This is a genomic window from Streptomyces antarcticus (assembly GCF_026627255.1).
GTDB lineage: Bacteria > Actinomycetota > Actinomycetes > Streptomycetales > Streptomycetaceae > Streptomyces > Streptomyces antarcticus.
Window position 1 is genome coordinate 602,153 of sequence record NZ_JAPNLM010000001.1, and the last position, 25,718, is coordinate 627,870.

Here is a 25,718-nt window from a genome sequence, read left to right on the forward strand (position 1 = left end):
CGGCCGGAGGAGGTGGGGCTGCGGTGCATCGAAGTCGATCGTGCAGTAGTACCAATCGCTCTTCCGCTGCTGTGACGGGCACCTCCCGCCCCTTGTGATCTTCCGATCGGCAGAAGAGCGACGGCAGAACTTCGTCCTCCCGTCCTGCTGACGTCCCCCCGTCCCGGCCTGCCCGCCCGCAGCGGCCGCGCCGCCCGGAGGGGCCTCCCACCCGTACGGTCCGCGGCCGTGCGCGCGAAGGAGCCACCATGTCGATGCTGCCCTACCTGCGTGCGGCCGTCCGCCCGTCGCTGCGCAAGAACGCCCCGGCCCAGTCCGGCTACGACACCACCCGCGACCCGTCCACGAGCAGCGCGGTGGTCGACTGCGCCGTGTACCGCGACGGCCGGCGCGCTTCGCCCGGACTGGGGGCGGCCCGCCTGACGCCCCGTGAGGCGATCCGCCGGGTCCGCGAGGACGGCGGTTTCGCCTGGATCGGCCTGCACGAGCCGACCGAGGCCGAGTTCGCGGGGATCGCCGCCACCTTCGGCCTGCACCCGCTGGCGGTGGAGGACGCGGTGCACGCACACCAGCGGCCGAAGCTGGAGCGGTACGACGACACCCTCTTCACCGTCTTCAAGACGATCCACTACGTCGACCACGCCCAACTGACCTCCACCAGCGAGGTCGTGGAGACCGGCGAGGTGATGTGCTTCACCGGCCCCGACTTCGTGATCACCGTCCGGCACGGCGGCCAGGGCTCCCTGAAGGGCCTGCGCCACCGCCTCCAGGGAGACCCGGACCTCCTGTCGAAGGGCCCCTCCTCCGTCCTGCACTCCATCGCGGACCACGTCGTCGACGGGTACGTGGCGGTCGCGGCGGCCGTCCAGGACGACATCGACGAGGTGGAGAGCTCGGTGTTCGCCGCCCCCGCCAAGGGCGCCGCGCGCGGCGGCGACGCGGGCCGCATCTACCAGCTCAAGCGCGAGGTACTGGAGTTCAAGCGGGCGGTCGCCCCGCTGCTGCGCCCGATGGAGCTGCTGAGCGAGCGCCCCATGCGGCTGGTGGACCCGGACATCCAGAAGTACTTCCGGGACGTCGCCGACCACCTGGCACGGGTGCACGAGCAGGTCGTGGGCTTCGACGAGCTGCTGAACTCGATCCTCCAGGCCAACCTCGCCCAGGCGACGGTCGCCCAGAACGAGGACATGCGCAAGATCACCTCCTGGGCGGCGATCATCGCCGTGCCCACGATGATCTGCGGGGTCTACGGGATGAACTTCGAGCACATGCCCGAGCTCCAGTGGAAGTACGGCTATCCGATGGTGATGGCCTCGATCGTCGGGATCTGTTTCACCATCCACCGCGCGCTGCGCCGCCACGGCTGGCTCTAGGCCTTCCCCCGGATCGCGCCGCGGGCCGCGCCGGGCCACCCCCTACTCTGGGGCGCATGACTCTCAGCGCACTCGACCTGGCCCTCGTCGAGGAGGCCACCAAGAAGTCCGGCCTCGTCTGGGTCCGCGGCGCCGGCGCCGACCGCGCCCTGTGGCACGCCTGGGTGGACGGGGCGGCGCACGTGCTGGGCGACGGTCCCGGCGAGCAGCCGTTCCCCGGGCTGGCGGACGGCGCGAGCGCCGAGGTGACCGTACGCAGCAAGGACAAGGGCGGCCGGCTGGTGGCCTGGACGGCGACGGTGCGCGAGCTCCCGCCGCGCGGCGAGGAGTGGACGGCCGCGGTCGCCGAGCTCAAGGGCAAGCGGCTGAACGCGCCCGACTCCGAGGACATGACCGAGCGGTGGGCCCGCGAGTGCCGGCTGCTGCGCCTGGAGCCGGAGTCGGTACGGGCCGAACTGCCGACCGGCTCCCTGGCCGCGGCGCCGACGGGCTCCCCGGCGACGACCCGCGAGCCCGTCCCGGCGGCCCTGCCGAAGCTGCTGCTGAAGCGGAAGCGGGCGGCCCGCCGCTAGGGGGTGTCGTCACAGTCGTTCCGTACACCCGCAGGGGTTCCGTACGCCCGCAGGGCGTCAGGGGCCCGTGGGGTTCGATCCCTGGCCCGCGCTCTGCCCGGCGCTCCGGCCCGCGCTCTGGCCCGCGCCCGTGCTCTTGGACGGGGCCGGAGCGGTTCCGGTGCCGCCCTGGTCCTTGGTCGTCGGCAGCTGCGACCCGTAGTCCACCGTCTGGTCCTGCGCGGGCGGGTCCAGCGGGAACACCTTGCCCCACTCGGCGAGCTCTACCCGGCCGGCGCCGCCCGCGCGCTCAAGGAGCAGCGGGTACGGGGTCCCCTCCAGGGACACCGCGAGCTTGCCGCCCTTGCCCTTGTCCCCCGTCACCTGGACGACCCGCGTGGGCCCGACCGTGCTGTAGGAGCCCTTGGCCAGCTTGCCCTGGAGGCCGAGCAGCCCGTCCAGCAGCACGTCCATGTCGGTGAAACCGCGGAACTGCTTGTACGTGGGGTCGCTCTCCGGGACCTTGACGTACTTGTCGCCGAGCTTGCCGGCCGAGTCGGACTCGCCCCAGAAGGCCGCGCTCGCCTTCAGGTAGAGCTGCTCCCCCACCCGCAGCACCTGGAAGGTGTCCTCCTGCGACTTCACCTCGCCGGAGCCGCCGTCGGACTTCAGCCGCATGTCGAGGGTGAAGGACTTGCCGCCACTCACCAGCGTGCCGGACAGGTGCACCGAGTCGGCTTCCGTCGCCGCGGCCCTCGCCTTCGCCTCGATCTTGTCGGCGGAGAGCTTGCCGACGCCGTTCGTGCCCTTGTCCGGGTCCGGGTCCTCCCCACAGCCCGTACCGGTGACGGCGAGGCCCGCGCACAACGCACCGATGAGGGCGGCCCGGCGCAGCCGCGCGGCAGGGAGGTAGGCGGTCACGGGCACGTGCCTCTCGTCGGTCGTCTGCGGGCAGCAGGCAGCGTACCCGCCCGCGGCCCGCCCCCTTCAGGCCCCCCGGGGCCCCGGCCGGACCGCCCCACCAGGACGCTTTCCCGGGGCACGGGCTAGCCTGAGGGGCGGCAGGACTGTTGATTGACGCTCTAGGAGGCGCTCGGATGGTTGCAGGCGCCCCGCGGATCTTCGTCTCACATCTGTCGGGTGTGCCCGTCTTCGATCCCAACGGCGACCAGGTCGGCCGCGTCCGCGACCTGGTCGCGATGCTGCGCGTCGGCGGCCGCCCGCCCCGGCTGCTGGGCCTGGTGGTCGAGGTGGTCAGCCGGCGCCGGATCTTCCTGCCGATGACCCGGGTCACGGGAGTGGAGTCCGGGCAGGTGATCACCACCGGTGTCGTCAACATGCGGCGCTTCGAGCAGCGGCCCACCGAACGGCTGGTCCTCGGCGAACTCCTGGACCGGCGGGTGCGCCTGGTCGCCGACGACGAGGAGGTCACCGTCCTGGACGTGGCCATCCAGCAGCTGCCGGCCCGCCGGGACTGGGAGATCGACAAGATCTTCGTACGGAAGGGCAAGGCGGGCGCGCTGCGCCGGCGCGGCGAGACCCTGACGGTGGAGTGGTCGGCGGTGACGGGCTTCTCGCTGGAGGAGCACGGGCAGGGCGCCGAGAACCTGGTCGCCACCTTCGAGCAGATGCGCCCGGCCGATGTGGCGAACGTCCTGCACCACCTGTCGCCCAAGCGGCGCGCCGAGGTGGCCAGCGCCCTCGACGACGACCGGCTCGCGGACGTCATGGAGGAGCTGCCCGAGGACGAGCAGGTGGAGATCCTCGGCAAGCTGAAGGAGGAGCGGGCCGCCGACGTCCTGGAGGCGATGGACCCGGACGACGCGGCCGACCTGCTCTCCGAGCTGCCGGAGGACGACAAGGAGCGGCTGCTGACGCTGATGCGGCCCGACGACGCGGCCGACGTGCGGCGCCTGATGTCGTACGAGGAGCGCACGGCGGGCGGTCTGATGACCACCGAGCCGATCGTGCTGCGGCCGGACGCGACGGTCGCCGACGCGCTGGCCCGGGTGCGCCAGGCGGACCTGTCGCCGGCGCTGGCGGCCCAGGTGTACGTGTGCCGGCCGCCCGACGAGACCCCGACGGGCAAGTACCTGGGCACGGTGCACTTCCAGCGGCTGCTGCGGGACCCGCCGTTCACCCTGGTCAGCTCGATCGTCGACACGGGCCTGCCGCCGCTGCGCCCGGACGCCTCGCTGCCGGTGGTGACCAGCTACCTGGCCGCGTACAACATGGTGGCCGTCCCGGTCGTCGACGAGAGCGGTTCGCTGCTCGGCGCGGTGACGGTGGACGACGTACTGGACCACCTGCTGCCGGACGACTGGCGGGAGACGGACTTCCATTCCGAGGAGGCCGTCGGTGGCCACTGAGCGGGGACGCGGCGAGCACGGGCGGGAGCGCCGCCGGGAGCTGAGCCGGGAGCGGCGCGAGCAGGCGAAGGCGCGCGGGCGCGACCACGGGCTGTCGGACCGGCTCGAGGACGCCGCGGACCGGGTGCGGGAGCGCGGCGAACGGGCCGAGCGGGCCGAGCGCGCGGAACGGGCCGAGCAGCGGGCCGAGCGGGCGAAGGCGGCCGCCGCGACGGGGTCGAGCGCGCTGGCGCGCCAGCGGGTCCGGCTGGACCAGCCGCGGGCGCCGCGCCGGTCGCTGCTGCCCGAGTACGACCCGGAGGCGTTCGGGCGGCTGTCGGAGCGGGTGGCGCGCTTCCTCGGCACCGGCCGGTTCATCGTCTGGATGACCCTGGTCGTCGTCGTCTGGGTGCTGTGGAACATCTTCGCGCCGGACGACCTCCGGTTCGACCAGTACCCCTTCATCTTCCTGACGCTGATGCTGTCGCTCCAGGCCTCGTACGCCGCTCCGCTGATCCTGCTCGCGCAGAACCGGCAGGATGACCGCGACCGGGTCAACCTGGAGCAGGACCGCAAGCAGAACGAGCGCTCCATCGCCGACACGGAGTACCTGACGAGGGAGATCGCGGCCCTTCGGATGGGTCTGGGCGAGGTCGCCACGCGCGACTGGATCCGCTCGGAATTCCAGGACCTGATCAAGGAGATGGACGAGCGCAGGCTATTCCCCGACGAACGTGACGAAGCCGACCGCTAGCGGGCTATCCCGAGCCGTGCTACCGAGCCGTACCATCGGTGCATGGCTACCGACACAAGCTCCGCCGACGCCGCCGTTCCGGAGCAGGACGCGATCCTGGACGCGCTGGCGACGGTGAACGACCCCGAGATCCACCGGCCGATCACCGAGCTCGGCATGGTCAAATCGGTGGAGATCGGCGAGGGCGGCGCGGTCGCGGTCACCGTGTACCTGACGGTCTCGGGCTGTCCCATGCGCGAGACCATCACCAAGAACGTCACCGAGGCCGTGGAGCGGGTCGCCGGGGTCACCTCCGTCGCCGTCACCCTCGACGTGATGAGCGACGAGCAGCGCAAGGACCTGGCGACGACCCTGCGCGGCGGCACCGCCGAGCGCGAGGTCCCGTTCGCCAAGCCGGGCTCGCTGACCCGCGTCTACGCGGTGGCGTCCGGCAAGGGCGGCGTCGGCAAGTCCTCGGTCACGGTCAACCTGGCCGCCGCGATGGCGGCCGACGGCCTGAAGGTCGGCGTGGTCGACGCGGACATCTACGGGCACAGCGTGCCGCGGATGCTCGGTGTCGAGGGCCGCCCGACCCAGGTCGAGAACATGATCATGCCGCCGTCGGCGCACGGCGTGAAGGTCATCTCGATCGGCATGTTCACCCCGGGCAACGCGCCGGTGGTGTGGCGCGGCCCGATGCTGCACCGGGCCCTCCAGCAGTTCCTGGCCGACGTGTATTGGGGCGACCTGGACGTGCTGCTGCTGGACCTGCCCCCGGGCACCGGCGACATCGCGATCTCGGTGGCCCAGCTGGTCCCGAACGCCGAGATCCTCGTGGTGACCACCCCGCAGCAGGCCGCGGCCGAGGTCGCGGAGCGGGCCGGGTCGATCGCGGTGCAGACCCACCAGAAGATCGTCGGCGTCGTCGAGAACATGTCGGGCCTGCCGTGCCCGCACTGCGACGAGATGGTGGACGTCTTCGGCTCGGGCGGCGGCCAGAGGGTCGCCGACGGGCTGACCAAGACCGTCGGCGCTTCGGTGCCCGTGCTGGGTTCGATCCCGATCGACGTCCGGCTGCGCGAGGGCGGCGACGACGGCACCCCCGTGGTCCTGTCCGACCCGGACTCCCCGGCAGGCGCGGCCCTGCGGGCCATCGCGGGCAAGCTGGGCGGCCGCGCGCGCGGCCTGTCGGGCATGTCCCTGGGCATCACCCCGCGCAACAAGTTCTGAGGCGGGCGGGCCGCGGCCCGTACCGGACGTGCGAAAGGCACCGCGGGGACCGGTTCCCGCGGTGCCTTTCGCGTGGTGTCCGCCGGGGGCTATTCGTAGGTGCCGAGGTCCTCGATCGCGGCGAAGCCGATCCCGTACGCGCTCATGCCGCGCCCGTAGGCGCCGAGGTGCACCCCGCTGCCGGTGGAGCCGGCCAGCACCCACCCGAACTCCGACTCGCGGTAGTGGAACGGCGTCGGCTCCCCGTCCACCGGCAGGGACAGCGTGGACCAGTCCTCGCCTCCGAGGTCGTCCGCGAGCTCCCAGGCGGCCTCGGTCTGCTGGTCGAGCCAGTCGCTGCGCAGGGAGTGGTCCATCTGTCCGGGCCAGCTGTACGCCAGCAGCCCGGAGCCGGCCAGCCAGGCCGCCGAGGAGACCGAGGTGGCCTCCAGGACGCCGGTACCGTCGCCGCTGCGGCGCAGCGGGTTGCTCGCGACGGTGACGACCACCGCGAAGCGCTCCTTCTCGCCGGTGGCGAGCTCGCCGCGGGCGGACGGCTCGTCGCCGTGGCCCGTCGAGCCGTGTTCCACCGTGCCGTCGGCGGCGACGGCGACCTGCATGAGCCAGCGGCGGCCCGCGAAGGCCCCGTCCAGCCCGTACCAGGGGAAGTCGGCGGCCAGGAAGCCCTCCGCCGTCCGGCGGGCCACCGGGACGGGATTGGCCTCGTCCAGCGGCTGTGCGGGCGGATCCTGCGTGTCCTGCGGGTCCTGCTGTGCGGCGGCGGGGGCTTCGGCGGGCTGCGTCCCTACCCGGCTACTGCTCGTCGTCTCCATCTGCGCGGCCTCTCGTTCCGTCGGGTCCGTCGGCGGCCCGCCCCCCTCGGGCGTCCTGCGTCCGGACAGATGGAGGATAGCCACCGGACCCCGGATAGCCGGGCAGGGCGCGGCTCAGGTGGCGTCGGCGTCGAAACGGGCGGGCTGCTCGACGGCCGGGGCGGCGGGCTTCTTCAGCAGGTCCGGGCCGGTGGCGGCGGGCGTGGCGGCCGGGGTCGCGGCGGCCGGCGCGGCGTCGGTCTCGCGGCTGTTGACGGCGTCGCTGACGTCGTTCAGCTCCTTGCGGAGATCGAAGCTGCTGCGGATCTCCTTGAGGTCCTCGTTCTCGCCCAGCTGCTTGCGGATGAAGGTCTTCGGGTTCAGGTCCTCGAACTCGAAGTCCTTGAATTCGGGGCCGAGTTCGGAGCGGATGTCCTGCTTCGCACTGTCCGAGAAGGAGCGGATCTTCCGGATGATGCCCGAGACGTCCTGGATGACCTTGGGCAGCTTGTCGGGACCGAAGATGAGGATGGCGAGCACCACGATCGTGACAAGTTCGAGTGCGCCTATGTCGTTGAACACCTTGCCGCTCCTCGGCTCTCTTCACTTCGGGCCTGGACACACGGTACCCGGCGTTCTCCGCGGGCCCATACCTGCGTACCGCCTGGATGGCGGTTTCACCCGGACGTCATGGACCGCTCACGAACCGTTCGCCGATCCGAGGACCACTTCCAGAGTGCGCTCCCGGCCCTCGCGGAGCACGGTGAGGGTCAGCGGATCGCCCGGTCGGTGGGCCCGGATCTTGATGATGAGCTCGTCACCACCGCGTACGCGCTGCCCGTCCACCTTGGTGATCACGTCCCCGGCCCGGATCCCGGCGCGGGCGCCGGGCCCGTCGGCGACGACGGACGGCTTGCCGTCGGCGCCCTTGTCCCCGACCCGGGCTCCGTCGCCCGTGTACTGGAGGTCGAGCGTGACCCCGATGACCGGGTGGGTGGCGCGGCCGGTGCGGATCAGTTCCTCGGCGACGCGCTTGCCCTGGTTGATGGGGATGGCGAAGCCCAGTCCGATGGAGCCGCCCTGCCGGTCGGGATCGTCCTTGTCGGCTCCGCGGATGGCGCTGTTGATGCCGACCACGTGGGCCTTGGCGTCGAGGAGGGGGCCGCCGGAGTTCCCGGGGTTGATGGGGGCGTCGGTCTGGAGCGCGTCGACGTAGCTGACGTCGCTGCCGTCGCCCTTGTCGCCGCCCGCGGTGACGGGCCGGCCGGTGGCGCTGATGATGCCGGCGGTGACGGTGTTGGAGAGGTCGAACGGGGCGCCGATGGCCACCACCGGGTCGCCGACCCGCACGTTCTCGGAGTTGCCGAGGCTGAGCGGGCGGAGCCCGCGCACCCCGCCGACCTTGACCACGGCCAGGTCGTATCCGGTGTCCCGGCCCACCAGCTCGGCGCTGACGCTCTCGCCGGTGCTGAAGGTGACGCCTATCTCCTTGGCGTCGCCGACGACGTGGTTGTTGGTCAGGATGTGGCCCTGGGCGTCGATGACGAAGCCCGTGCCGGTCCCGCTCCCGTCGGTGGAGCGCACGTGCAGGGTCACCACGCCGGGCAGGGCGGTGGCCGCGATCCCGGCCACGCTCCCGGGCGCCCGGCCCGTGTCGGCGGCGCCCGCCTGCGGCAGTTCCAGCCGGGTGCTGCTCTGGCGCTCGGCGAGCACGCCGAGGTACCCGCCGATGCCGCCGGCGAGCAGGGCGACCCCCACGCCGAAGGCCACCAGCTGCCACAGGCCGACTCCGCGCCGCTGTCTGCCCCGGTCCACGACCTGGAGGGGCTGGTCGCCCCAGGGGTCGTACCGCACCACGTGGGCGGGCGCCTCCTGGTCGCCGGGGCTCCCGGGCCCGGGGGCCCCGGCCGCCGGGGCGTTCCCGGCAGCGGTCTCGGCGTACGGGGGCGCGTCCGCCGGGGCGCCGGCGTACGGGGGCGGCGCGGCGTCGGCGGGCGCGGACCGCGCCGGGCCGTGGTCGGGGCCGGGCTCAGGGCCGAGGCCGGGGCCCGGCTCCGCCGCGTGGTCCGCTCCGGCCTCGGGGCGCGGTGCGGGTACCCCCTCGCGGTGGCCTTCCGCCGTGCCCTCGGGCCGGCTCCACCAGGTCGGAGCCGGATCGGTCTGCTGCCTGTCGGCCATGGGCGCTCCCCGCGTACCTGTGCACATGTGCCGCAGATTCAACCAGGTTCGGCGTCAGCGCAGCAGGGAGACCGGTCGAGCCGTCGCCGGCGGGGAGGGGTGCAGCGGCGGGAGCGGCGTCGGCAGCGACGCCAGCAGGCTCGGAGCGGGGACGGCGACGGGCGTGGGACGGCGGTCGCGGACGACCGCGTCGGCCACGGACACCGCCGGTCCCGGTCTGGTGGCGGGCGCGGGGGACTCGCCCCGGACGTTCGGCTCCACGGCCTCCAGCGGCAGCGACCCGCCCAGCGCGAGCGCGGCCAGCGACACGGCTCCGGCGGCCACGAAGGCCAGGCGACGGCGCGGGCGGCCCACCTCGTGGATGCGGAACCCCTGCTGCTCCGGCCGGGGGGCCGTCGGCAGGGCGTACGCGAACGAGGCGAACGGGTCGGCGCCCGGCGGAGCTCCGGGGCCCGCGGGACCGGAGGGACCCTCGGGTCCGCCGCCCGGCAGCCCCTGGAGCCGCGCGAGCAGCCCCGCGGACAGCGGCGGCGGTGCGCTCTCGACGAACATGGTCTTCAGGCGGCGCTGGGCGTCGGCCTCGGCCTTGCACTTGGCACAGGTGGCCAGGTGGGCCAGGACCCGCTCGCGCGCGTCGTGATTCAACTCCCCGTCCACGAGGGCGGCGAGCCGGTCGCCCAGGTGTTGTTCGGCGGGGGACGGACTGGCCGCGCTCACTCGGCTCCGCCCTCTCCCCCGGTGCCCGGCGCGCCCACGGCCACGCCCGCCAGCGCGCGCTGTTCGGCGCGGGCCTCGGGGGAGCGGTGCTTGAGCGCCTTGCGCAGGTGGGAGCGGCCGCGGTGGATACGGCTGCGGACGGTGCCGAGCTTCACGCCGAGGGTGGCGGCGATCTCCTCGTACGACAGGCCCTCGATGTCGCACAGCACGACGGCCGCGCGGAACTCCGGCGCGAGGGTGTCCAGCGCCTGCTGCACGTCCGCGTCGAAGTGGGTGTCGTGGAGCACCTGCTGCGGGGACGGCTCGCGGCTCGGGAGCCGCTCGGCGGCGTCGTCTCCGAGCGCGTCGAAGCGGATCCGCTGCTTGCGGCGGACCATGTCCAGGAAGAGGTTGGTGGTGATGCGGTGCAGCCAGCCCTCGAAGGTGCCGGGCGTGTAGGTGGACAGCGAGCGGAAGACGCGGACGAAGACCTCTTGCGTCAGGTCCTCGGCGTCGTGCTGGTTGCCGGTCAGACGGTAGGCGAGGCGGTAGACCCGCGCGCTGTGCGTGCTGACGATCTCCTCCCACGAGGGAGGGGTCCACGCCTGCGAGCCCGCATCGGCGGCAAAGGTCGCGGTGGTTGCGGCGTCGGCGGTGTGGATGCGGTCAGCAATGTCGGTCACGGATTTCGGCTCACCCGCCGACCAGAAGAGACGTCTGAGGACGCCGCCACGATCCACAGGCTCAGCCGCACCTCCCCTGTCGGCTCTGGTGGTGTCCAGTGGATTCCCTACCATAGCCACCCCCTCCGTCAGCTTGGGATAAGTGTTTTTGCAGTAACTTTGCCCAGGGCCCGGTCTCCAGAAGGGCCCGGACCGCCGATCTGCCCGGCGCCGTCCCTTCTGATCCCGTCTCCACCCTTCACAACGCCCGGTCCCATCTGCGGGTTCCCGACCTCAGCGGATACAGTCACCGTTGCGCCAACTATGGGGACAGGAGAGGGTCATTACCGGCAACCGGCAGACGAGCTGGGCGTTCGCCGACGCGTTTGTCGCCGAGGACGACGCTCTGCGATGGGCCCGTGACCGGTCCAGGGAAGCGGGCCTGCGCTCCGTTTCACCCGGAACCGGGGCTGCGCTGCGCCTGCTCGCCGCCACGGCGGACGCAAAGTCGGTCGCCGAGATCGGTACCGGGACAGGTGTTTCGGGCATCCACCTGCTGCACGGGATGCGCGCCGACGGGGTGCTGACCACGGTCGATCCCGAGGCGGACCGGCAGGCCTTCGCCCGCCAGGCGTTCCGCGCCGCCGGTTTCGCGGGCAACCGCGCCCGCTTCATCCCGGGCCGCGCGCTGGACGTGCTCCCCCGCCTCGCCGACGGCGGGTACGACCTCGTCTTCTGCGACGGGGACCCGGCCGAGTCCCTCGACTACCTCGCCGAATCGTTGCGCCTGCTGCGCCCCGGCGGGCTGGTCTGCTTCGAGGGGGTCTTCTCCGACGGCCGTACGGTCGACTCCGCGGCCCAGCCGGTGGAGGTGCTCCGCGTCCGCGAGCTGCTGCGCAGCGTCCGGGAGAGCCCCGCGCTGGAAGCCGCGCTGCTCCCGGTGGGCGACGGCCTGCTGTGCGCCGTACGGCGCTGAGCCGTCGGCCCCTCACCACGCGTCAGCGCAGCAGCGCGAAGGTGAGCGCCGCGGTGCCGCCGAGGGCGGCGCCCGCGAGGAGCTGGGCCGGGGTGTGCGCGCGCAGGACGAGCCGGGACCAGCCGATGGCCGCGGCGCCCAAGGCGGCGGGCAGCGCCGCGGGGCCGAAGACGAGGAACAGGATCATGACGGTGCCGGCGGCCACCGACATGTGGATCGATATCTGCCAGCCGATCGTGACCAACAGCGAGGACACCAGGCCGACGAGCATCGCGACGACCAGCGCGAAGACGTCGGCGGGGGCGCTGAGGACCCGCAGGAGGGTGATCCCGGCGGCGACGGAGACGAGGCTGAGCGCCATCGGGACGACCCGCTGCCGGCGCACCCGGATGTGCTGGTCGGTGAGCGTGCCGCGCCGGACGCCGAGGGTGATGATCCCGAGCGGGACCACCCCGCAGAACAGGGCGGCGAGCAGCCCCCAGCCGAGGCCGGCCGCCGACCCGGTGCCGTGCCGGCCGATCAGGAGGAGCTGGGCGACCACCAAATTCGCCGGCGCGAGGACGTCGGAGATGATCCGGGCGGCCTTCTCGCGCGGCGTGCAGTCGGCGAAGGCGGGCGGCGCGGGAGGCGCGAAGGTCACGTGGGCTCCGGCGTACGGGAACGGTCGGGGCTGGCGGTCCGGCCGGGACCTCCCGGGACACGACACTGCCCCGGCCGCTCGTCGGGACGAGCGGCCGGGGCAGTGCGGAGAACGCAGAGGGTGCCGACGTATCAGCCGACGACCTTCTTCAGGGCGTCACCCAGGGCGTCCGCTTCGTCGGGGGTCAGCTCGACGACAAGCCGACCACCGCCCTCGAGCGGTACGCGCATGACGATGCCCCGCCCCTCCTTGGTGACCTCGAGCGGGCCGTCGCCCGTCCGCGGCTTCATGGCCGCCATGCTCGTTCCCCTTCCTGAAACCACATCGTCAGCCGACGGCACCGTTCAGGCGCCTAGTACCCGGCATCGAACACATTGCTTCTTGGCCATTATCCCGCATGTCAGGACCCGATGACCAACATCGGCTGTGAACGGTTGGGCAACGCGCTCGGCCAAAACCACTCATTTCGGGGACCCGCCTGCGATACTTCGCCGCTGCCCCCTGGTAATGGCTTCCGCTTTCTTTGACGCACATCACATGTGCGCGCACGGCCCGGTCCGCCATGCTGGCCCTTGCACCCGCCGATACCGGCCGGTAGCCAAGCCCGCGACGAAGGGGGACCCCTGCCATGGCCGACAGCGTGCTCTACGAAGTGACCGACGGACTCGCGACCATCACCATCAACCGTCCGGACGCGATGAACGCCATGAACACCGAGGCCAAGGTCGCCCTGCGCGACGCGGTCCTGGCGGCGGCGACGGACACCGCGGTGCGCGCCGTGCTGCTCACCGCGTCCGGGAACCGGGCCTTCTGCGTCGGCCAGGACCTCAAGGAGCACATCGGCAGTCTCACGGCGGACCGCGAGAGCGGTTCCTCGGACACCATGAGCACGGTCGCCGAGCACTACAACCCGATCGTCCGGGCGCTCACCGAGATGCCCAAGCCGGTGGTCGCCGGAGTGAACGGCGTGGCGGCCGGAGCGGGCTTCGGATTCGCCCTGGCGGCGGACTTCCGCGTCGTGGCCGACACCGCCTCCTTCACGACCTCGTTCGCCGGGGTGGCCCTGACCGCCGACTCCGGGGTGTCCTGGACGCTCCCCCGCCTGATCGGCGCGTCCCGCGCGAGCGATCTGCTGCTGTTCCCGCGTTCGGTCCGCGCCCAGGAGGCCTACGAGCTGGGCATCGCCAACCGCCTCGTGCCCTCGGAGTCCCTGCACGCCGAGGCGGAGGCCCTGGCGCGCACGCTGGCCGCAGGCCCGACGGTGGCGTACGCCGCGCTGAAGGAGTCCCTCGCGTACGGGGCCTCCCGCTCCCTTCCGGAGGCGCTGGAGCGCGAGGAGGCCCTCCAGGCCCGTGCGGGAGCCTCCGAGGACCACTCGATCGCGGTCCAGGCCTTCCTGGCGAAGGAGCAGCCGAAGTACCTGGGGCGGTGATCCCGTCTCCCGCCGGGGCTCAGGCCCCGCGGGAGACGCAGTCGGCGAGGTGGTCGTCGACCAGCCCGCAGGCCTGCATGAGGGCGTAGGCCGTGGTCGGGCCGACGAAGCGGATGCCCGCCTTCTTCAGGGCCTTGGCCAGGGCCGTCGACGCGGGCGTCACCGCCGGGACGTCGGCCGTCGACCGCGGGGCAGGGCCCGGCTTCTCGGGGGCGTACGACCAGATGAGGGTGTCGAGCTCGCCCGGCTCCCATCCGGCCAGGATCTTCGCGTTGGCCAGCGTGGCCTCGATCTTGGCCCGGTTGCGGATGATGCCCTCGTCGGCGAGCAGGCGCCGCGCGTCCGCCGGGCCGAACTCCGCGACCTTCGCGATCTCGAACGAGGCGAAGGCCGTACGGAAGCCCTCCCGCCTGCGCAGGATCGTCAGCCAGGACAGCCCGGACTGGAAGGCCTCCAGGCACAGCCGCTCGTACAGCGCGTCGTCGCCGTGGACCGGGCGGCCCCACTCCGTGTCGTGGTACGCCACGTAGTCCGGGGTGGACAGCCCCCACGGGCAGCGCGGGCCGCCGTCCGGGCCGGCCACGGCGCCGGTCATCGCCCGGCGTCCTTGGTGAGGTCGACCTGTCCGCCCGCGGAGGCCGCGCCCGCGGCGTCGGCCGGCTCGTCACCGGGCGCGCCGCCCGCCTCGCCGGGTGCGCCGCCGTCCCGGTCGGCGGTCAGCCGGGCGATCCGCGCGTCGCGTTCCGCCAGCTCCGCCGCCAGCCGCTCCAGTACGTCGTCCACCTCGGCCATCCGGTAGCCGCGCGGCGCGACGGGCAGCCGCAGGGCGTCGATGTCCGCCCGTACGACGGGCCGGGTCTCCGGCAGCCGATCGGCCACCCGGTCCGGCTCCGCTTCCGGCAGGACGGCCTCCGAGCCGCCGCCGGCCACCGCGAGGGTGACCGCTGCCACGACCACGACCAGCGCGATCATCAAGAAGAAGAACACGATCAACTCCCCTGAGAGACTCCGGCCACCAGGTTAAGGTCGCAGGCGAGGCGCGAGGGCCGCCGAAGGAGGAAAGAGCAGGATGCTGCGACTGGGCAGGCACGAGTTCGACACCCACGAGCCGGTGATCATGGCCATCGTGAACCGGACTCCTGACTCCTTCTACGACCAGGGCGCGACGTTCCGCGACGAGCCGGCGCTCGCGCGGGTCGAGCGGGCGGTGGCCGAGGGCGCCGCCATCATCGACATCGGCGGCGTCAAGGCGGGTCCCGGCGAGCACGTGGACGCGGTCGAGGAGGCCCGGCGCACGGTCGGCTTCGTGGCCGAGGTCCGGCGCCGCCACCCGGACGTGGTGATCAGCGTGGACACCTGGCGGCACGAGGTCGGCGAGGCCGTGTGCGAGGCCGGGGCGGACGTGCTGAACGACGCGTGGGGCGGGGTCGATCCCAAGCTGGCCGAGGTCGCCGCCCGCTACGGCGCGGGCCTCGTCTGCACCCACGCGGGCGGGGTCGAACCGCGCACGCGGCCGCACCGGATCGCGTACGGGGACGTGATGGAGGACATCCTGCGCGTCACGGTGGGCCTGGCGGAACGCGCCGCGGCCCTCGGCGTGCCGCGGGGGTCGATCATGATCGACCCGGGCCACGACTTCGGCAAGAACACCCGGCACTCCCTGGAGGCCACCCGCCGGCTGGCGGAGATGGCCGACACGGGCTGGCCGGTGCTGGTCTCCCTGTCGAACAAGGACTTCGTCGGCGAGACGCTGGACAAGCCGGTCAAGGAACGCCTGCTGGGCACCCTGGCCACGACGGCCGTCTCGGCCTGGCTGGGCGCGCAGGTCTACCGCGTCCACGAGGTCGCGGAGACCCGGCAGGTCCTGGACATGGTGGCCTCGATCCAGGGCCACCGGCCCCCGGCGGTAGCCCGCCGAGGCCTGGCCTGAGCCCGGGGCGGGGGCACGCCCCGGGCGGCGGGTCCTACTTCCCGACTTCCTTCGTCACCAGCGCGATGGCCTCGTCCACGTCGTCCGTGACGTGGAACAGGTAGAGGTCCTTCTCCGAGGCCTTGCCCTGGGCGATCACCGTGTTCTTCAGCCAGTCGATCAGACCGCTCCAGTACTCCGTGCCGAACAGCACGATCGGGAAGCGGGTGATCTTCTGCGTCTGCACCAGGGTGAGCGCCTCGAACATCTCGTCCAGCGTGCCGAGACCGCCCGGCAGCACCACGAAGCCCTGGCTGTACTTCACGAACATCGTCTTGCGGACGAAGAAGTACCGGAAGTTCAGGCCCAGATCGACGTGCTCGTTGAGCCCCTGCTCGAAGGGCAGCTCGATGCCGAGGCCGACGGAGATGCCGTTGCCCTCGCGGGCGCCCTTGTTGGCCGCCTCCATCGCGCCCGGGCCGCCGCCGGTGATGACGGCGAAGCCGGCGTCGACGAGCGCGCGCCCGATCCGTACGCCCGCCTCGTACTCGGGCGAGTCGACCGGGGTCCGTGCCGAGCCGAACACGCTGATCGCGGGCGGCAGCTCGGCGAGCGTGCCGAAGCCCTCGATGAACTCCGACTGGATGCGCAGGACCCGCCAGGGATCGGTGTGCACCCACTCGGAGGGCCCGGCCGAATCCAGCAGCCGCTGGTCCGTCGTACTGCCCGCCTGCACCTGGCTGCGCCTCCTCAGCACCGGTCCGAGCTGCTGCTCCTCGGGCCGGTGACGAGCGGACGCGTCGGGATTGCCGTGGTTGCCCATGATGTGCTCCCTCCTGCTGATCGTTGGATCAGGGTAGACACAGCAGGGTGACGACCATCGGAACTCGACGAGTTCATGGCGTGGCCGGGAAGGCTCACCGAACGCACACACACTCGATGCGTCACTGAAAGCAGTCAGGAACAAGCCTTCGCCCCACAGACTTGCGTGCGAGTGCGTAGCTTCTCGCCTCATGAAGCTGGTTGTGCAGGCGGCTCAGCATGTGATCAAGAAAGTCGCCGACTCCTACGCCTCGCTCACGGCGCACGCGCGGGCGGGGAACCTCGGACGGTCCGGCTCCGCCCGACGCCGGCGTGCAACGGAGAAGCCGCTCGCCTTCCGTACCGACTCCGCTCAGCCCTACGACGATCGCATGCTCTCTGGAGGACCTGACCGGAATCCGCGAACGGGTACGGCTGAGGAAGCCCCAACGGGCCACGTTGCACTCCTGGGCCTTCGCCCAGCTCGGCCAGTTCATCGCGTACAAGGCCCGCCGGGCAGGGGTGCCCGTCGTGTACGTCGATCCGGCGTACACCTCGCGCACCTGCGCCGAATGCGGACACGTGGACAAGGCGAACCGGGTCTCACAGGCCCGCTTCGCATGCCGGTCCTGCGGATTCGTTGCTCATGCAGACCGCAATGGCTCCCGCAACATCCGCGCACGCGCGCAGATGCTGTGGCGAAGCGGGGCCCCGTCACCGGCCCCCGCCGTCCCGCACCAGCGAGACGGCCGGACGCGGACGACGCATCACACCCGGTGATGCGTTGTAACGCAAGCCTTGCCCCTCAAGGGCGGGTAGTTGACGAGGTCAGCCAGGTCCGGAGTCGTTCTTCGCAGTGCAGGATCGCCTTCGTCTCCACGCGCTCGTCCACCTTGTGGGCCAGCAGGGCGTCGCCCGGGCCGTAGTTGACCGCCGGGACGCCCAGCGCGCTGAAGCGCGAGACGTCCGTCCAGCCGAACTTCGGCATGGCGCGGCCGCCGACCGCCTCCATGAAGGCCGCGGCGGCCGGGTGGCCGAGGCCGGGCAGTGCGCCGCCCGAGGAGTCGTCGACCTCGAACGCGGCGATGTCGCAGTCCGCGAAGACCTCCCGTACGTGGGCCAGCGCGTCGGCCTCGCTCCGGTCGGGGGCGTAGCGGAAGTTGACCGTCACCGTGCAGGCGTCGGGGATCACGTTGTTGGCGACGCCGCCCTCGATGCGGACCGCGTTGAGGCCCTCGTGGTACTCCAGGCCGTCGATGACCGGCCTGCGCGGCTCGTACGCCGCCAGCTTCGCCAGGATCGGGCCCGCGGTGTGGATGGCGTTGGAGCCCATCCAGCTGCGCGCGGAGTGGGCGCGCTCGCCGGCCGTGCGGAGCAGGACGCGCAGGGTGCCCTGGCAGCCGCCCTCCACCTCGGCGTTCGAGGGCTCCAGCAGGACGGCGAAGTCGCCGGTGAGCCAGTCGGGGTGGGCCTCGGCGACCTTGCCCAGGCCGTTGAGGTCGGCGGCGACCTCCTCCTGGTCGTAGAAGACGAAGGTGAGGTCCCGGTTGGGCTCGGGCACGGTCGCGGCGATGCGCAGCTGCACGGCGACGCCGGACTTCATGTCGGTCGTGCCGCAGCCCCACAGGATGTCGTTCTCGTCGAGGCGGGAGGGGACGTTGCCGGCGATCGGCACGGTGTCGAGGTGCCCCGCGAGGACGACGCGCTGGTCGCGGCCCAGGTGGGTGCGGGCGACGACGTTGTTCCCGAAGCGGTCCACGGTCAGGTGCGGCAGGGCGCGCAGCGCGTGTTCCACGAGGTCGGCGAGTACCTTCTCGTCGCCGCTCACGGACGGAATGTCGACGAGCCGGGCGGTCAGCTCGGCGGCGTCCAGGGTGAGGTCCAGCTCGGATTCGGACATGGAAACGACCCTAGCGCCCGGTGCCGCGCGGACCGCGCGTCGTCCGGCCGGTGGACGCGTCATATGCCTCAAGTACGGTGGGCGGCGTGTCCGAGAACCGTCCTCCCCGCCCCCGCCGCCGCAGACCGCTGCGCGTGGCCGTCGGTCTCCTCGTCCTGTTCGCGGTGATCGGGTACTTCGCCGCGCAGCGGAACTCCAACGGCGGCGGCGCGCCGTACTGCACCGCCTCCGCGGCCGGGGCGGATCCGGAGGAGTACGAGCTGTCCCCGGAGCAGGCCTCGAACGCGGCGACGATAGCGGCCGTCGGGATCTCCAGGGGCCTGCCGGACCGGGCGGTGACCATCGCGCTGGCGACGGCGATGCAGGAGTCCGCGCTGCGCAACCTCGACCACGGGGACCGGGACTCGCTGGGCCTGTTCCAGCAGCGGCCCTCCATGGGCTGGGGCACCCCGGAAGAGATCACGGACCCGGTCTACTCGGCCGCGGTCTTCTACGACCACCTCGTCGAGGTTCCGGGGTACTCGCGGCTGCCGCTGACGGTGGCCGCGCAGAAGGTGCAGCGCAGCGGCTTCCCGCAGGCGTACGCGAAGCACGAGCCGGACGCGACGGTCCTGACGGCCGCCTTCGGCGGGGCCGGCACCCTGGTCTGCTCGGGCCCGGTCCCGGCGGCGGGCGATCCGGAGCGCGTGCGCGCGGAGCTGGTACGGGCCTTCGGCAAGGAGGCGCTGGGCGAGGGCCCCGCCCCGGCGTCGAACGCCCCGGGCGCGGCGGCGGCCGGCGCGGCGGCGGCCGGCGCGGCGGCGGCCGGCGCGGCGGCGGCCGGCGCGGCGGCGGAGGGCCGGGTCGACGTCCGGCTGAAGCGGGACGGCGGTCCGGCCGAGGAGCGGCGCGGCCGGGCCGTGGCGCACTGGGCGGTGGCCCGGTCCCAGGAGCTGGGGATCGCGCGGGTCTCGTACGGCGGCGGCGACTGGACCGGCGGCCGGGCGGGCCGCGCGTGGCGGCCCCGGGCCGCGGACGGCGCGCCGGGGGGCGGCGACCGGCAGGACGCCCCCGGCGCCGAGGTACGGATCTACACCGCCCGCTGAGACCGCCGAGGCCGCCCGCGGAGGCCGCTGAGACCGCCGGGCCCGCTGAGATCCGAGCGCGCCCGCCGAGGGCGCTGCGGAGGCGGCCCGAAACGCCGCGGAAGGCACCCGGCCGCACGTGCGAGGCGTCACCCGTGCGGGGGTGGACCGGGTGGCGTCCTTCCGGGTCCCCAGAGGTACGGAAGGCCTGGTGGGCGCGTGCTGAATGCATTTGTCACGCAGGCCGATTAAACGATGCGTTACTGATCCTTTACCCGGGGCATCCGCAACTTCACCCGCCCCGCGAGCGGTTGTACACGGCGTACTCAGCCGCTACCGCTTAGGAGCAACATGTCCCTCCCCCTGACCCGCCGGATCGCCCGTGCCGCGCTGCTCCTCGCAGCCGGGGCAGCGCCCGTGGTCGGTGCGGCCGGCGCGGCCAGCGCCGCGGGCCTGGAGTCCGTGCCGCAGCTGGACGCGCTCACCGCACCCCTCACCGCCCCCGACACCGCCGACGCCACGGCGGCCACGGACACCGCCACCGAGGCCGTGCCGGCCGCCGCCTCTCCCGCCGCCGACCTGGTGGGCACCGCGGCGCCGATGCTCGGCGGGCTGCCGGCCGCGAAGGACCTGCCCGTGGGCTCGCTCCCGACCGGCGAGCTCCCGACCGGCTCGCTGCCCACGGGCTCCCTGACCGGGGCCCTGCCGCTGGGCGGGCTGCCGCTCGGCGGCTGACCGCCGTACGACACCGAAGGGGCCGGGAGCACGAACTCCCGGCCCCTTCGGGCTGTTCCGGCGCCCCGCGCGCGGGGCGCGGGGCGCGGCTCAGCCGAGGCGCTTGACGGCCGCCGCGACGCGTTCGTCGGTGGCGGTGAAGGCGACGCGCACGAACCGCGCGCCCGCCTCGCCGTAGGTGTCCCCCGGCGCGACCAGGATGCCCAGCTCCGCGAGGTGGGCGACGGTGTCCCAGCAGGGCTCGTCCCGGGTCACCCACAGGTAGAGGCTGGCCTCGCTGTGTTCGACGCGGAAGCCGTGCGCCTCCAGGGCGGTGCGCAGCGCGGCGCGGCGGGCGGCGTAGCGGGCGCGCTGCTCGGCCACGTGCGTGTCGTCGCCCAGGGCCGCCACGGTGGCCGCCTGGACGGGGGCGGGGGTCATCATCCCGCCGTGCTTGCGGATCTGGAGCAGCTCGCCGAGCACGGCGGCGTCACCGGCGGCGAAAGCCGCCCGGTAGCCGGCCAGGTTGGACCGCTTGGAGAGGGAGTGGACGGCGACGAGGCCCTCGTAGGAGCCGCCGCAGACGTCGTCGTGGAGGACGGAGACCGGCTCGGCCTCCCAGCCCAGTTCCAGGTAGCACTCGTCGCTGAAGACCAGGATGCCGTGCTCGCGCGCCCAGGCCACGATCCGGATCAGCTCCTCCTTGGGGAGGACCTTCCCCGTGGGGTTCGACGGGGAGTTGAGCCACAGCAGCCTGACGCCGGCCGGGTCCAGCTCCGTCGGGTCGTCGTACACGACGGGCTCCGCGCCGCACAGCCGCGCGCCGACCTCGTACGTGGGGTAGGCGAGCCGGGGGTAGGCGACCTTGTCGCCGGCGCCGAGGCCCAGCTGGGTCGGCAGCCACGCCACGAGTTCCTTCGAGCCGATGACGGGCAGGACGTTGGCGTGTCCGGCGGCGCTCGCGCCGAGCCGTCCGCGCACCCAGCCCGTGATCGCGTCGCGCAGGGCGACCGTGCCCCACACCGTCGGGTAGCCCGGCGAGTCGGCGGCGTCGGTGAGGGCCTGCCGGATCAGCCGGGGCACCGGGTCCACGGGCGTGCCGATCGACAGGTCGACGATGCCGTCCGCGTGGGCCGCCGCCGTGGCCTTGTACGGCTCCAGCTTGTCCCAGGGGAAGACGGGCAGACGGTCGGATACTGCGGCCACGGGGGTCTCTGCTCTCTCTGAGTGGGGGCGGGAACACCTCGGTCCCGTACGGCGGGCAGGCCGTACGGGACCGAGGGGCGCTTCTGCCGTGAAAGGTCAGTGTTCGCCGTTGATACCGGCGGGAAGCGCCGCGACGAAGGGGTGGTCGCGCTCGATCAGGCCGAGCTTGGAGGCACCACCGGGCGAACCGAGCTCGTCGAAGAACTCGACGTTCGCCTTGTAGTAGTCCTTCCACTCCTCCGGAGTGTCGTCCTCGTAGAAGATGGCCTCGACCGGGCAGACCGGCTCACACGCACCACAGTCGACGCACTCGTCCGGGTGGATGTACAAGGACCGCTGGCCCTCGTAGATGCAGTCGACGGGGCACTCCTCGATGCATGCCTTGTCCTTGACGTCGACACAAGGCTCCGCGATGACGTAGGTCACGCTCTCGTTCCTCCTCGGTAGGGCTTTCCATATCGCGCGGGAGCGCGGCGTCGTCGATGCCCGCACCTAGTATCTCCGTTCCCGGGCAGGATCCGAACAGGAGGGGCGGACAGAGCTGTGGAAATCGCTGCTGGCGGACTGCTGGAGGTCCGTATCACCCCGGCTGACGTGGGTAAACGAGTCTCTGTACGACGGGTGGAGCCGGGGGCGGGCGGATCACCCGAGTTCGCCGACACCGTAGGGGTTCTCACATCCTGGTACGAGGGTGTGCTGCTGATCACAAAGAAGAACGGCCAGGCGGTCCGCATCGCGGAATCGTCGCTGGTGGCGGGCAAGATCGTCCCTGCCGCGCCGGCCCGGCGGCGGGGTCCGGCGGCCTCCTTCGAGGAGCTCGCCCGGATCTGCGCGCGGTCCTGGCAGCCGCTGGAGAGCGAGCCCCTGGGCGAGTGGACGCTGCGGGCGGCCGCCGGATTCACCCGGCGGGCCAACTCGGCCCTGCCGCTCGGCGATCCGGGGATGCCGCTGGGGGACGCGCTCGGGCGGGTGAGCGACTGGTACGCGCGCCGCGGGCTCCCCGCCTACGTACAGGCCGCCACGGGCGCCGCCGGCACCCAGGAACTGCTGTGCGCGGAGCTGGAGCGGCGCGGCTGGACGGCCGAGGTCTCGGCGGAGGTGCGGATCGGCGCGCTGGCCCCGGTGGGCGACGTGGACGCGCCGGCGGCCGACGGCGTACGGCTGACGCGCACCCCGGACGAGGAGTGGCTCGGGCGCTACGGGAAGGTCGACGACCCGGAACTGGCCCGGCGGATGCTGGTGGAGGGGCCGTCCGTGTGGTTCGCGGCGCTGCCCGGCGGCCGGGCGGTCGGGCGGTGCGTGGTGGACGGCCGGTGGGCCGGCTTCGCGGCCGTGACGGTCGACCCGGCGCACCGGCGGGAAGGCCTGGCGACGGCGGTGATGGCGGCCCTGGCGCGGCGGGCGCTGGAGGAGGGCGCGTCGGCGGCCTGGCTCCAGGTGGAGACGGACAACGCGGCGGCGCGGGCGCTGTACGACGGCCTGGGCTTCGCCACGCACCACAGCTACCACCACTTCCGGCACTTCCGGGCGGCGGCGTGACGTCCGCCTGGCGGGAGCGGTTCGCGGAGGAGGCCCGGTCGGAGCGCCCCGATCTGGCGCTGCTGTGCCTGCTGCTGGCGGCGGAGGCCGATCCGGACCTGGACGAACGCGCCATGGACTGGGCGCAAATCGAGCTGGACCGGCTCGCCGGGATGCTGCCGTACGGGCTGCGGGGCGGACGGGCGTGGGCCTCGGCGGTCACGGAACTGCTGGGCGGGCGGCTCGGCTTCCACGGCACCCCGGCGGACTACGACCGGCTGCCGTCCTCGCTGCTGCACGAGGTGCTGAGGCGGCGGCGCGGGCTGCCGATCCTGTTGTCGGTGGTGTGGATGGAGGTCGCGCGGCGGGCGGGCGCGCCGGTGTACGGGCTGGGGCTGCCGGGGCACTTCGTGGTGGGCTTCGGGGACCCGGAGGAGGGCGTGGTGGTGGATCCGTTCGCGGGCGGCGCGTCGCTGGGGACGGGGCCGGCCGAACTGGCCGACGGGCCGCGTACCCCGGCGCGGACCCGGGACATCGTGCTGCGGATCCTGAACAACATCCGGGCGTGGGCCTCGACCCGGCCCGAGCACTCCGGGGTGGCGCTGTGGGCGCTGGACCTGTCGCTGCTGATGCCGTCGCACCCGGCGTCGCTCCGGTACGAGCGGGCGCGGCTGCTGGTGGAGCGGGGCGCCTTCCAGGAGGGGGCCGCCGAGATGGAGTCGTACGCGACGGTCGTGGACGCGATCGACGTCACCGCGGCGGGCCGCATCCGCGCGGAGGCCGCGTCGGCCCGCGCACTGCTGAACTGACGCGGCCCGGGGCCGGGGCGGTGCCCCGGCCCCGGGTGGTCAGGACGGGCTGGTCAGGACGGGCAGGTCAGGACGGGCTGGTCAGGACGGGTTGGTGTCGACGACCACGGTCCGCTCGGCGGTGGTCTTGCCGCGCAGGGCCTTGCCGAGGGCGCCTGCCACGTCCTGCGGGGTGACCGCCGTCTTGGCGCCGGAGCCGCGGGCGATGAGGATGCCGTCGAAGGTGTTCCCGTAGACGTCCTTGAGGGCTTCCAGGTCGAACTTCGGGGCGAGGTGGCCCTCCACCGGCTGCATGCTCAGGATCTTCGGCAGGGACTTGGCGCCGAAGGCGAGCGGCCTGCCGCCGATCTTGACGACGGCGTTGGCCGACATCGCGGGCTCGGCGAACTCCTTCATGGCGCGGTCCAGTTCGGCCTGGTCGATGGTCGGGGCCTTGTCGGTGACCGGCAGTTCGACGGGGGCGGACTTGCCGGTGGCCACCATGTCGCGGAAGGCCTTGGTGACCTGGGCGGCCGACGCGTCGGCGTCGAGGGTGGTACCGGGGGTGCCGGGGACGGCGACGGCCTTGCCCGTGTCGAACGTGATGGTGCCCTCGGTGCCCGAGCCGGACGTACCCGCGAGTTCCTGGAGCGCGACCTGGAGCTTCTCCTCGTCGACCGGCATCACGGGGGTCGCCTCGCGCTCCTGGCCGAGGAGGGAGCCGATGACGGTGACCGGGTTGTAGTCGCTGCCGGCGGCGTTGCGGACGGTGGTCTGGCTGTCCAGCGTCAGTCCGGCCTTCTCCGGCTTCAGCTCGACCTGCTTGCCGCCGACGGTGAGCTGGAGCGGGGCGGCGGCGCGGGCGCCGAAGGCCGTCTGGAGCTTGGCCACGGCCTCGTCGCGGCTGCCGCTGATGTCGACGTCGAGGACGGTGGTGCCCTTGGGTACGTCGGAGTGGTTCAGCAGCAGCCCGGCGCCGTAGGCCACGCCGAGGACGCCGAGGAGGCCGATGCACAGGAGCAGGAGCTTGGAGCGGGCCTTCTTCACGGGCTTGGCCGGGGCCTTCTGCTTCGGGGGCACGGGGGCGGGGACCGCCGCGGGGGCGGGGACCGGTGCCGGAGCCGGCATCGGTACGGGGGCGGGGCCGCCCGTCTCGGGGCCGGGCCAGCGGGGAGCCGCGTCGGCGCGGGGGGCGCCGGCGGAGCCGGATCCGAGGCCGTGGCCGCCCGTGGGTCCGGCGGGGGCGCCGGCGCCCGGGCCGCCGTAGGCGGGGAACGCCTCGGTGACGGGTCCCGCGTCGCCCTGGTCGCCCGGGTACCCGGGGTAGCCCTGGGGGGCCCCGACACCGGGGCCACCGGGCAGCGGGCCCGCCGGGGCGGGCGGCTGCGCGGCGTAGTCCGGGCTGTAGCCCGATGCGGGCGCTCCCCCGGAGCGCGGCGGGGCGAATCCGCCCTGCGCCGCCGGAGGCTGCGGGGTGCGTCCCGGGAAGGGGCCCGCGGGCGGCGGGGCCTGGAACGGGCCCTGGCCCTGCCCCTGGCGCTGGCCCTGCGGGGGCCCGGCCGGGAGCCCTGAGGCCTGGCCCTGTGTCCGGCCCGGCGCCGGTGCCTGCGGCGGGGCCTGCGGGCCCGACTTGCGCGGGGCGAACCAGTTGCCGGCCGCCTCCCCGCCCTCGGCCGGGCCGCCCTGCGGGCCGGACGGCTCCGGCGCGGCCTCGATCCGCGTCGGCAGCGGCTGCTTGGGCCGCGGCGCGGGCTGCGGGGACGGCGCGGCGCCCGGCGCGCGGTTCTGCGGCGGGGCCGGCTCGGCGGCCGCCCCGTCGGCGGGGGTCCCCATCGGCTTGCGCACGACCACCGGCGGGATCGGCCGCGAACCCGGGATGTTGATCCGGATCCGGGTCGTCAGGGTGGTCTCGGTCTTGGGCCCGTCGGATTCGGGCGTGGACGGCTTCGAGGTCACAGGGTTCTCCTCCGGGGCGGTCGCCGCAGCGTCCGTGGACGGATACTGGCCGGTTCCATACGGCGGGGTACCCGAGGGGTAGGCGGCTCCACCGCGCCCCTGGGGCCCGGAGGACGAACTGTCAGTTTCACGACTCAAGGCAGGTTCTCCCGGTTGGCTCCGCCGCCCGTCATACCGTGCGCGGGCAGCTCGGCGGCCCGTCCACCATACTGGCCGTCGCCCGTACGCAACTGACCACCGGGAATCAGCGGT

28 protein-coding genes are annotated in these 25,718 nt (G+C 73.3%); 13 read left to right on the forward strand and 15 right to left on the reverse strand.

Translation table 11 applies throughout. From position 1 onward, the window contains the following. Positions 1–248 precede the first annotated feature (248 nt). Both OTB16_RS02745 and OTB16_RS02750 read left to right on the forward strand, forming a co-directional pair. Positions 249–1,373 (forward strand): magnesium and cobalt transport protein CorA, encoded by a 1,125-nt coding sequence (locus OTB16_RS02745; protein ID WP_267718124.1) that lies wholly within the window; start codon positions 249–251, stop codon positions 1,371–1,373. A 56-nt stretch (positions 1,374–1,429) separates the two neighbouring features. Beyond that, positions 1,430–1,945 (forward strand): hypothetical protein, encoded by a 516-nt coding sequence (locus OTB16_RS02750; protein WP_267718126.1) that lies wholly within the window; start codon positions 1,430–1,432, stop codon positions 1,943–1,945. A 57-nt stretch (positions 1,946–2,002) separates the two neighbouring features. On the opposite strand, the gene OTB16_RS02755 is transcribed toward OTB16_RS02750, so the two are convergent. Further along, a complete protein-coding gene (locus tag OTB16_RS02755; protein ID WP_267718128.1) occupies positions 2,003–2,845 on the reverse strand; it encodes a hypothetical protein in 843 nt (280 codons plus the stop codon). 176 nt (positions 2,846–3,021) lie between these two features. Between OTB16_RS02755 and OTB16_RS02760 the strand changes: the two genes are divergently transcribed. From OTB16_RS02760 to OTB16_RS02770, 3 genes are all read left to right on the forward strand, one after another. After that, on the forward strand, positions 3,022–4,293 hold the full coding sequence (locus tag OTB16_RS02760; protein WP_267718130.1) for a magnesium transporter MgtE N-terminal domain-containing protein: 1,272 nt from the start codon (positions 3,022–3,024) through the stop codon (positions 4,291–4,293). 226 nt (positions 4,294–4,519) lie between these two features. Then, positions 4,520–5,026 (forward strand): DUF1003 domain-containing protein, encoded by a 507-nt coding sequence (locus tag OTB16_RS02765; RefSeq protein WP_267718392.1) that lies wholly within the window; start codon positions 4,520–4,522, stop codon positions 5,024–5,026. 93 nt (positions 5,027–5,119) lie between these two features. After that, positions 5,120–6,235, forward strand: a complete 1,116-nt coding sequence (locus OTB16_RS02770) for an Mrp/NBP35 family ATP-binding protein (protein ID WP_267718393.1) — start codon at positions 5,120–5,122, stop codon at positions 6,233–6,235. Between the two features lie 89 nt (positions 6,236–6,324). Here the strand turns inward: OTB16_RS02770 and OTB16_RS02775 are convergent, their stop codons facing one another. From OTB16_RS02775 to sigE, 5 genes are all read right to left on the reverse strand, one after another. Then, positions 6,325–7,047 (reverse strand): hypothetical protein, encoded by a 723-nt coding sequence (locus tag OTB16_RS02775; protein WP_267718394.1) that lies wholly within the window; start codon positions 7,045–7,047, stop codon positions 6,325–6,327. A 114-nt stretch (positions 7,048–7,161) separates the two neighbouring features. Continuing rightward, complete coding sequence (locus tag OTB16_RS02780) at positions 7,162–7,608, reverse strand: sec-independent translocase (RefSeq protein ID WP_267718132.1); 447 nt, start codon at positions 7,606–7,608, stop codon at positions 7,162–7,164. A 117-nt stretch (positions 7,609–7,725) separates the two neighbouring features. Continuing rightward, the gene (locus OTB16_RS02785) at positions 7,726–9,204 is read right to left on the reverse strand and encodes a S1C family serine protease (RefSeq protein ID WP_267718134.1); all 1,479 of its coding nucleotides are present in this window, start codon (positions 9,202–9,204) and stop codon (positions 7,726–7,728) included. A gap of 54 nt (positions 9,205–9,258) precedes the next feature. Then, on the reverse strand, positions 9,259–9,921 hold the full coding sequence (locus tag OTB16_RS02790; RefSeq protein ID WP_384128040.1) for a zf-HC2 domain-containing protein: 663 nt from the start codon (positions 9,919–9,921) through the stop codon (positions 9,259–9,261). Next, positions 9,918–10,697, reverse strand: coding sequence for an RNA polymerase sigma factor SigE (gene sigE / locus OTB16_RS02795; protein WP_267718136.1), 780 nt, complete (start codon positions 10,695–10,697; stop codon positions 9,918–9,920). The genes OTB16_RS02790 and sigE overlap by 4 nt, the downstream gene beginning before the upstream one ends. A 178-nt stretch (positions 10,698–10,875) precedes the next feature. On the opposite strand from sigE, the gene OTB16_RS02800 reads away from it, so the two are divergent. Beyond that, positions 10,876–11,538, forward strand: a complete 663-nt coding sequence (locus OTB16_RS02800) for an O-methyltransferase (RefSeq protein WP_267718138.1) — start codon at positions 10,876–10,878, stop codon at positions 11,536–11,538. Positions 11,539–11,560: 22 nt separating this feature from the next. On the opposite strand, the gene OTB16_RS02805 is transcribed toward OTB16_RS02800, so the two are convergent. Next, positions 11,561–12,178, reverse strand: a complete 618-nt coding sequence (locus OTB16_RS02805; protein WP_267718139.1) for a hypothetical protein — start codon at positions 12,176–12,178, stop codon at positions 11,561–11,563. A 131-nt stretch (positions 12,179–12,309) separates the two neighbouring features. Further along, on the reverse strand, positions 12,310–12,477 hold the full coding sequence (locus OTB16_RS02810; protein WP_003966491.1) for a DUF3117 domain-containing protein: 168 nt from the start codon (positions 12,475–12,477) through the stop codon (positions 12,310–12,312). Between the two features lie 329 nt (positions 12,478–12,806). Here OTB16_RS02810 and chcB point away from each other — a divergent pair, with 329 nt between their 5' ends. Then, entirely contained in the window at positions 12,807–13,610 is an 804-nt protein-coding gene (chcB, locus tag OTB16_RS02815; RefSeq protein WP_267718176.1) for a 2-cyclohexenylcarbonyl CoA isomerase, read from the forward strand. A gap of 19 nt (positions 13,611–13,629) precedes the next feature. Here the strand turns inward: chcB and OTB16_RS02820 are convergent, their stop codons facing one another. Together OTB16_RS02820 and OTB16_RS02825 are read right to left on the reverse strand one after the other, a co-directional pair. Next, entirely contained in the window at positions 13,630–14,205 is a 576-nt protein-coding gene (locus tag OTB16_RS02820; RefSeq protein WP_267718177.1) for a DNA-3-methyladenine glycosylase I, read from the reverse strand. Then, positions 14,202–14,603 (reverse strand): DivIVA domain-containing protein, encoded by a 402-nt coding sequence (locus OTB16_RS02825; RefSeq protein WP_267718178.1) that lies wholly within the window; start codon positions 14,601–14,603, stop codon positions 14,202–14,204. Before OTB16_RS02825 ends, OTB16_RS02820 begins: the two co-directional genes overlap by 4 nt. 76 nt (positions 14,604–14,679) lie before the next feature. Between OTB16_RS02825 and folP the strand changes: the two genes are divergently transcribed. Beyond that, positions 14,680–15,540, forward strand: a complete 861-nt coding sequence (folP, locus tag OTB16_RS02830; RefSeq protein ID WP_267718179.1) for a dihydropteroate synthase — start codon at positions 14,680–14,682, stop codon at positions 15,538–15,540. Positions 15,541–15,574: 34 nt separating this feature from the next. Here the strand turns inward: folP and OTB16_RS02835 are convergent, their stop codons facing one another. Continuing rightward, positions 15,575–16,342 carry an LOG family protein gene (locus tag OTB16_RS02835; RefSeq protein WP_267718180.1) on the reverse strand — a complete coding sequence of 256 codons (768 nt, stop codon included), beginning with the start codon at positions 16,340–16,342 and terminating at the stop codon, positions 15,575–15,577. Between the two features lie 311 nt (positions 16,343–16,653). Here OTB16_RS02835 and OTB16_RS02840 point away from each other — a divergent pair, with 311 nt between their 5' ends. Further along, a complete protein-coding gene (locus tag OTB16_RS02840) occupies positions 16,654–17,100 on the forward strand; it encodes an RNA-guided endonuclease InsQ/TnpB family protein (RefSeq protein ID WP_420717595.1) in 447 nt (148 codons plus the stop codon). A gap of 25 nt (positions 17,101–17,125) precedes the next feature. Here the strand turns inward: OTB16_RS02840 and dapE are convergent, their stop codons facing one another. Continuing rightward, positions 17,126–18,220, reverse strand: a complete 1,095-nt coding sequence (gene dapE, locus OTB16_RS02845) for a succinyl-diaminopimelate desuccinylase (protein ID WP_267718181.1) — start codon at positions 18,218–18,220, stop codon at positions 17,126–17,128. 86 nt (positions 18,221–18,306) lie between these two features. On the opposite strand from dapE, the gene OTB16_RS02850 reads away from it, so the two are divergent. Next, positions 18,307–19,305 (forward strand): hypothetical protein, encoded by a 999-nt coding sequence (locus OTB16_RS02850; RefSeq protein WP_267718182.1) that lies wholly within the window; start codon positions 18,307–18,309, stop codon positions 19,303–19,305. Between the two features lie 330 nt (positions 19,306–19,635). After that, a complete protein-coding gene (locus tag OTB16_RS02855) occupies positions 19,636–20,019 on the forward strand; it encodes an ATP-binding protein (RefSeq protein ID WP_267718184.1) in 384 nt (127 codons plus the stop codon). A gap of 90 nt (positions 20,020–20,109) precedes the next feature. Here the strand turns inward: OTB16_RS02855 and dapC are convergent, their stop codons facing one another. Next, positions 20,110–21,204, reverse strand: a complete 1,095-nt coding sequence (dapC, locus tag OTB16_RS02860) for a succinyldiaminopimelate transaminase (protein ID WP_267718185.1) — start codon at positions 21,202–21,204, stop codon at positions 20,110–20,112. A 96-nt stretch (positions 21,205–21,300) separates the two neighbouring features. Next, on the reverse strand, positions 21,301–21,630 hold the full coding sequence (gene fdxA, locus OTB16_RS02865) for a ferredoxin (RefSeq protein WP_030011906.1): 330 nt from the start codon (positions 21,628–21,630) through the stop codon (positions 21,301–21,303). A 117-nt stretch (positions 21,631–21,747) separates the two neighbouring features. On the opposite strand from fdxA, the gene OTB16_RS02870 reads away from it, so the two are divergent. Both OTB16_RS02870 and OTB16_RS02875 read left to right on the forward strand, forming a co-directional pair. Continuing rightward, positions 21,748–22,743, forward strand: a complete 996-nt coding sequence (locus tag OTB16_RS02870; protein WP_267718186.1) for a GNAT family N-acetyltransferase — start codon at positions 21,748–21,750, stop codon at positions 22,741–22,743. Beyond that, entirely contained in the window at positions 22,740–23,531 is a 792-nt protein-coding gene (locus OTB16_RS02875) for a transglutaminase-like domain-containing protein (protein ID WP_267718187.1), read from the forward strand. The genes OTB16_RS02870 and OTB16_RS02875 overlap by 4 nt, the downstream gene beginning before the upstream one ends. Positions 23,532–23,612: 81 nt before the next feature. Here OTB16_RS02875 and OTB16_RS02880 read toward each other — a convergent pair whose 3' ends face one another. Beyond that, positions 23,613–25,466 carry a peptidoglycan binding domain-containing protein gene (locus tag OTB16_RS02880; protein WP_324290765.1) on the reverse strand — a complete coding sequence of 618 codons (1,854 nt, stop codon included), beginning with the start codon at positions 25,464–25,466 and terminating at the stop codon, positions 23,613–23,615. Between the last annotated feature and the right edge of the window lie 252 nt (positions 25,467–25,718).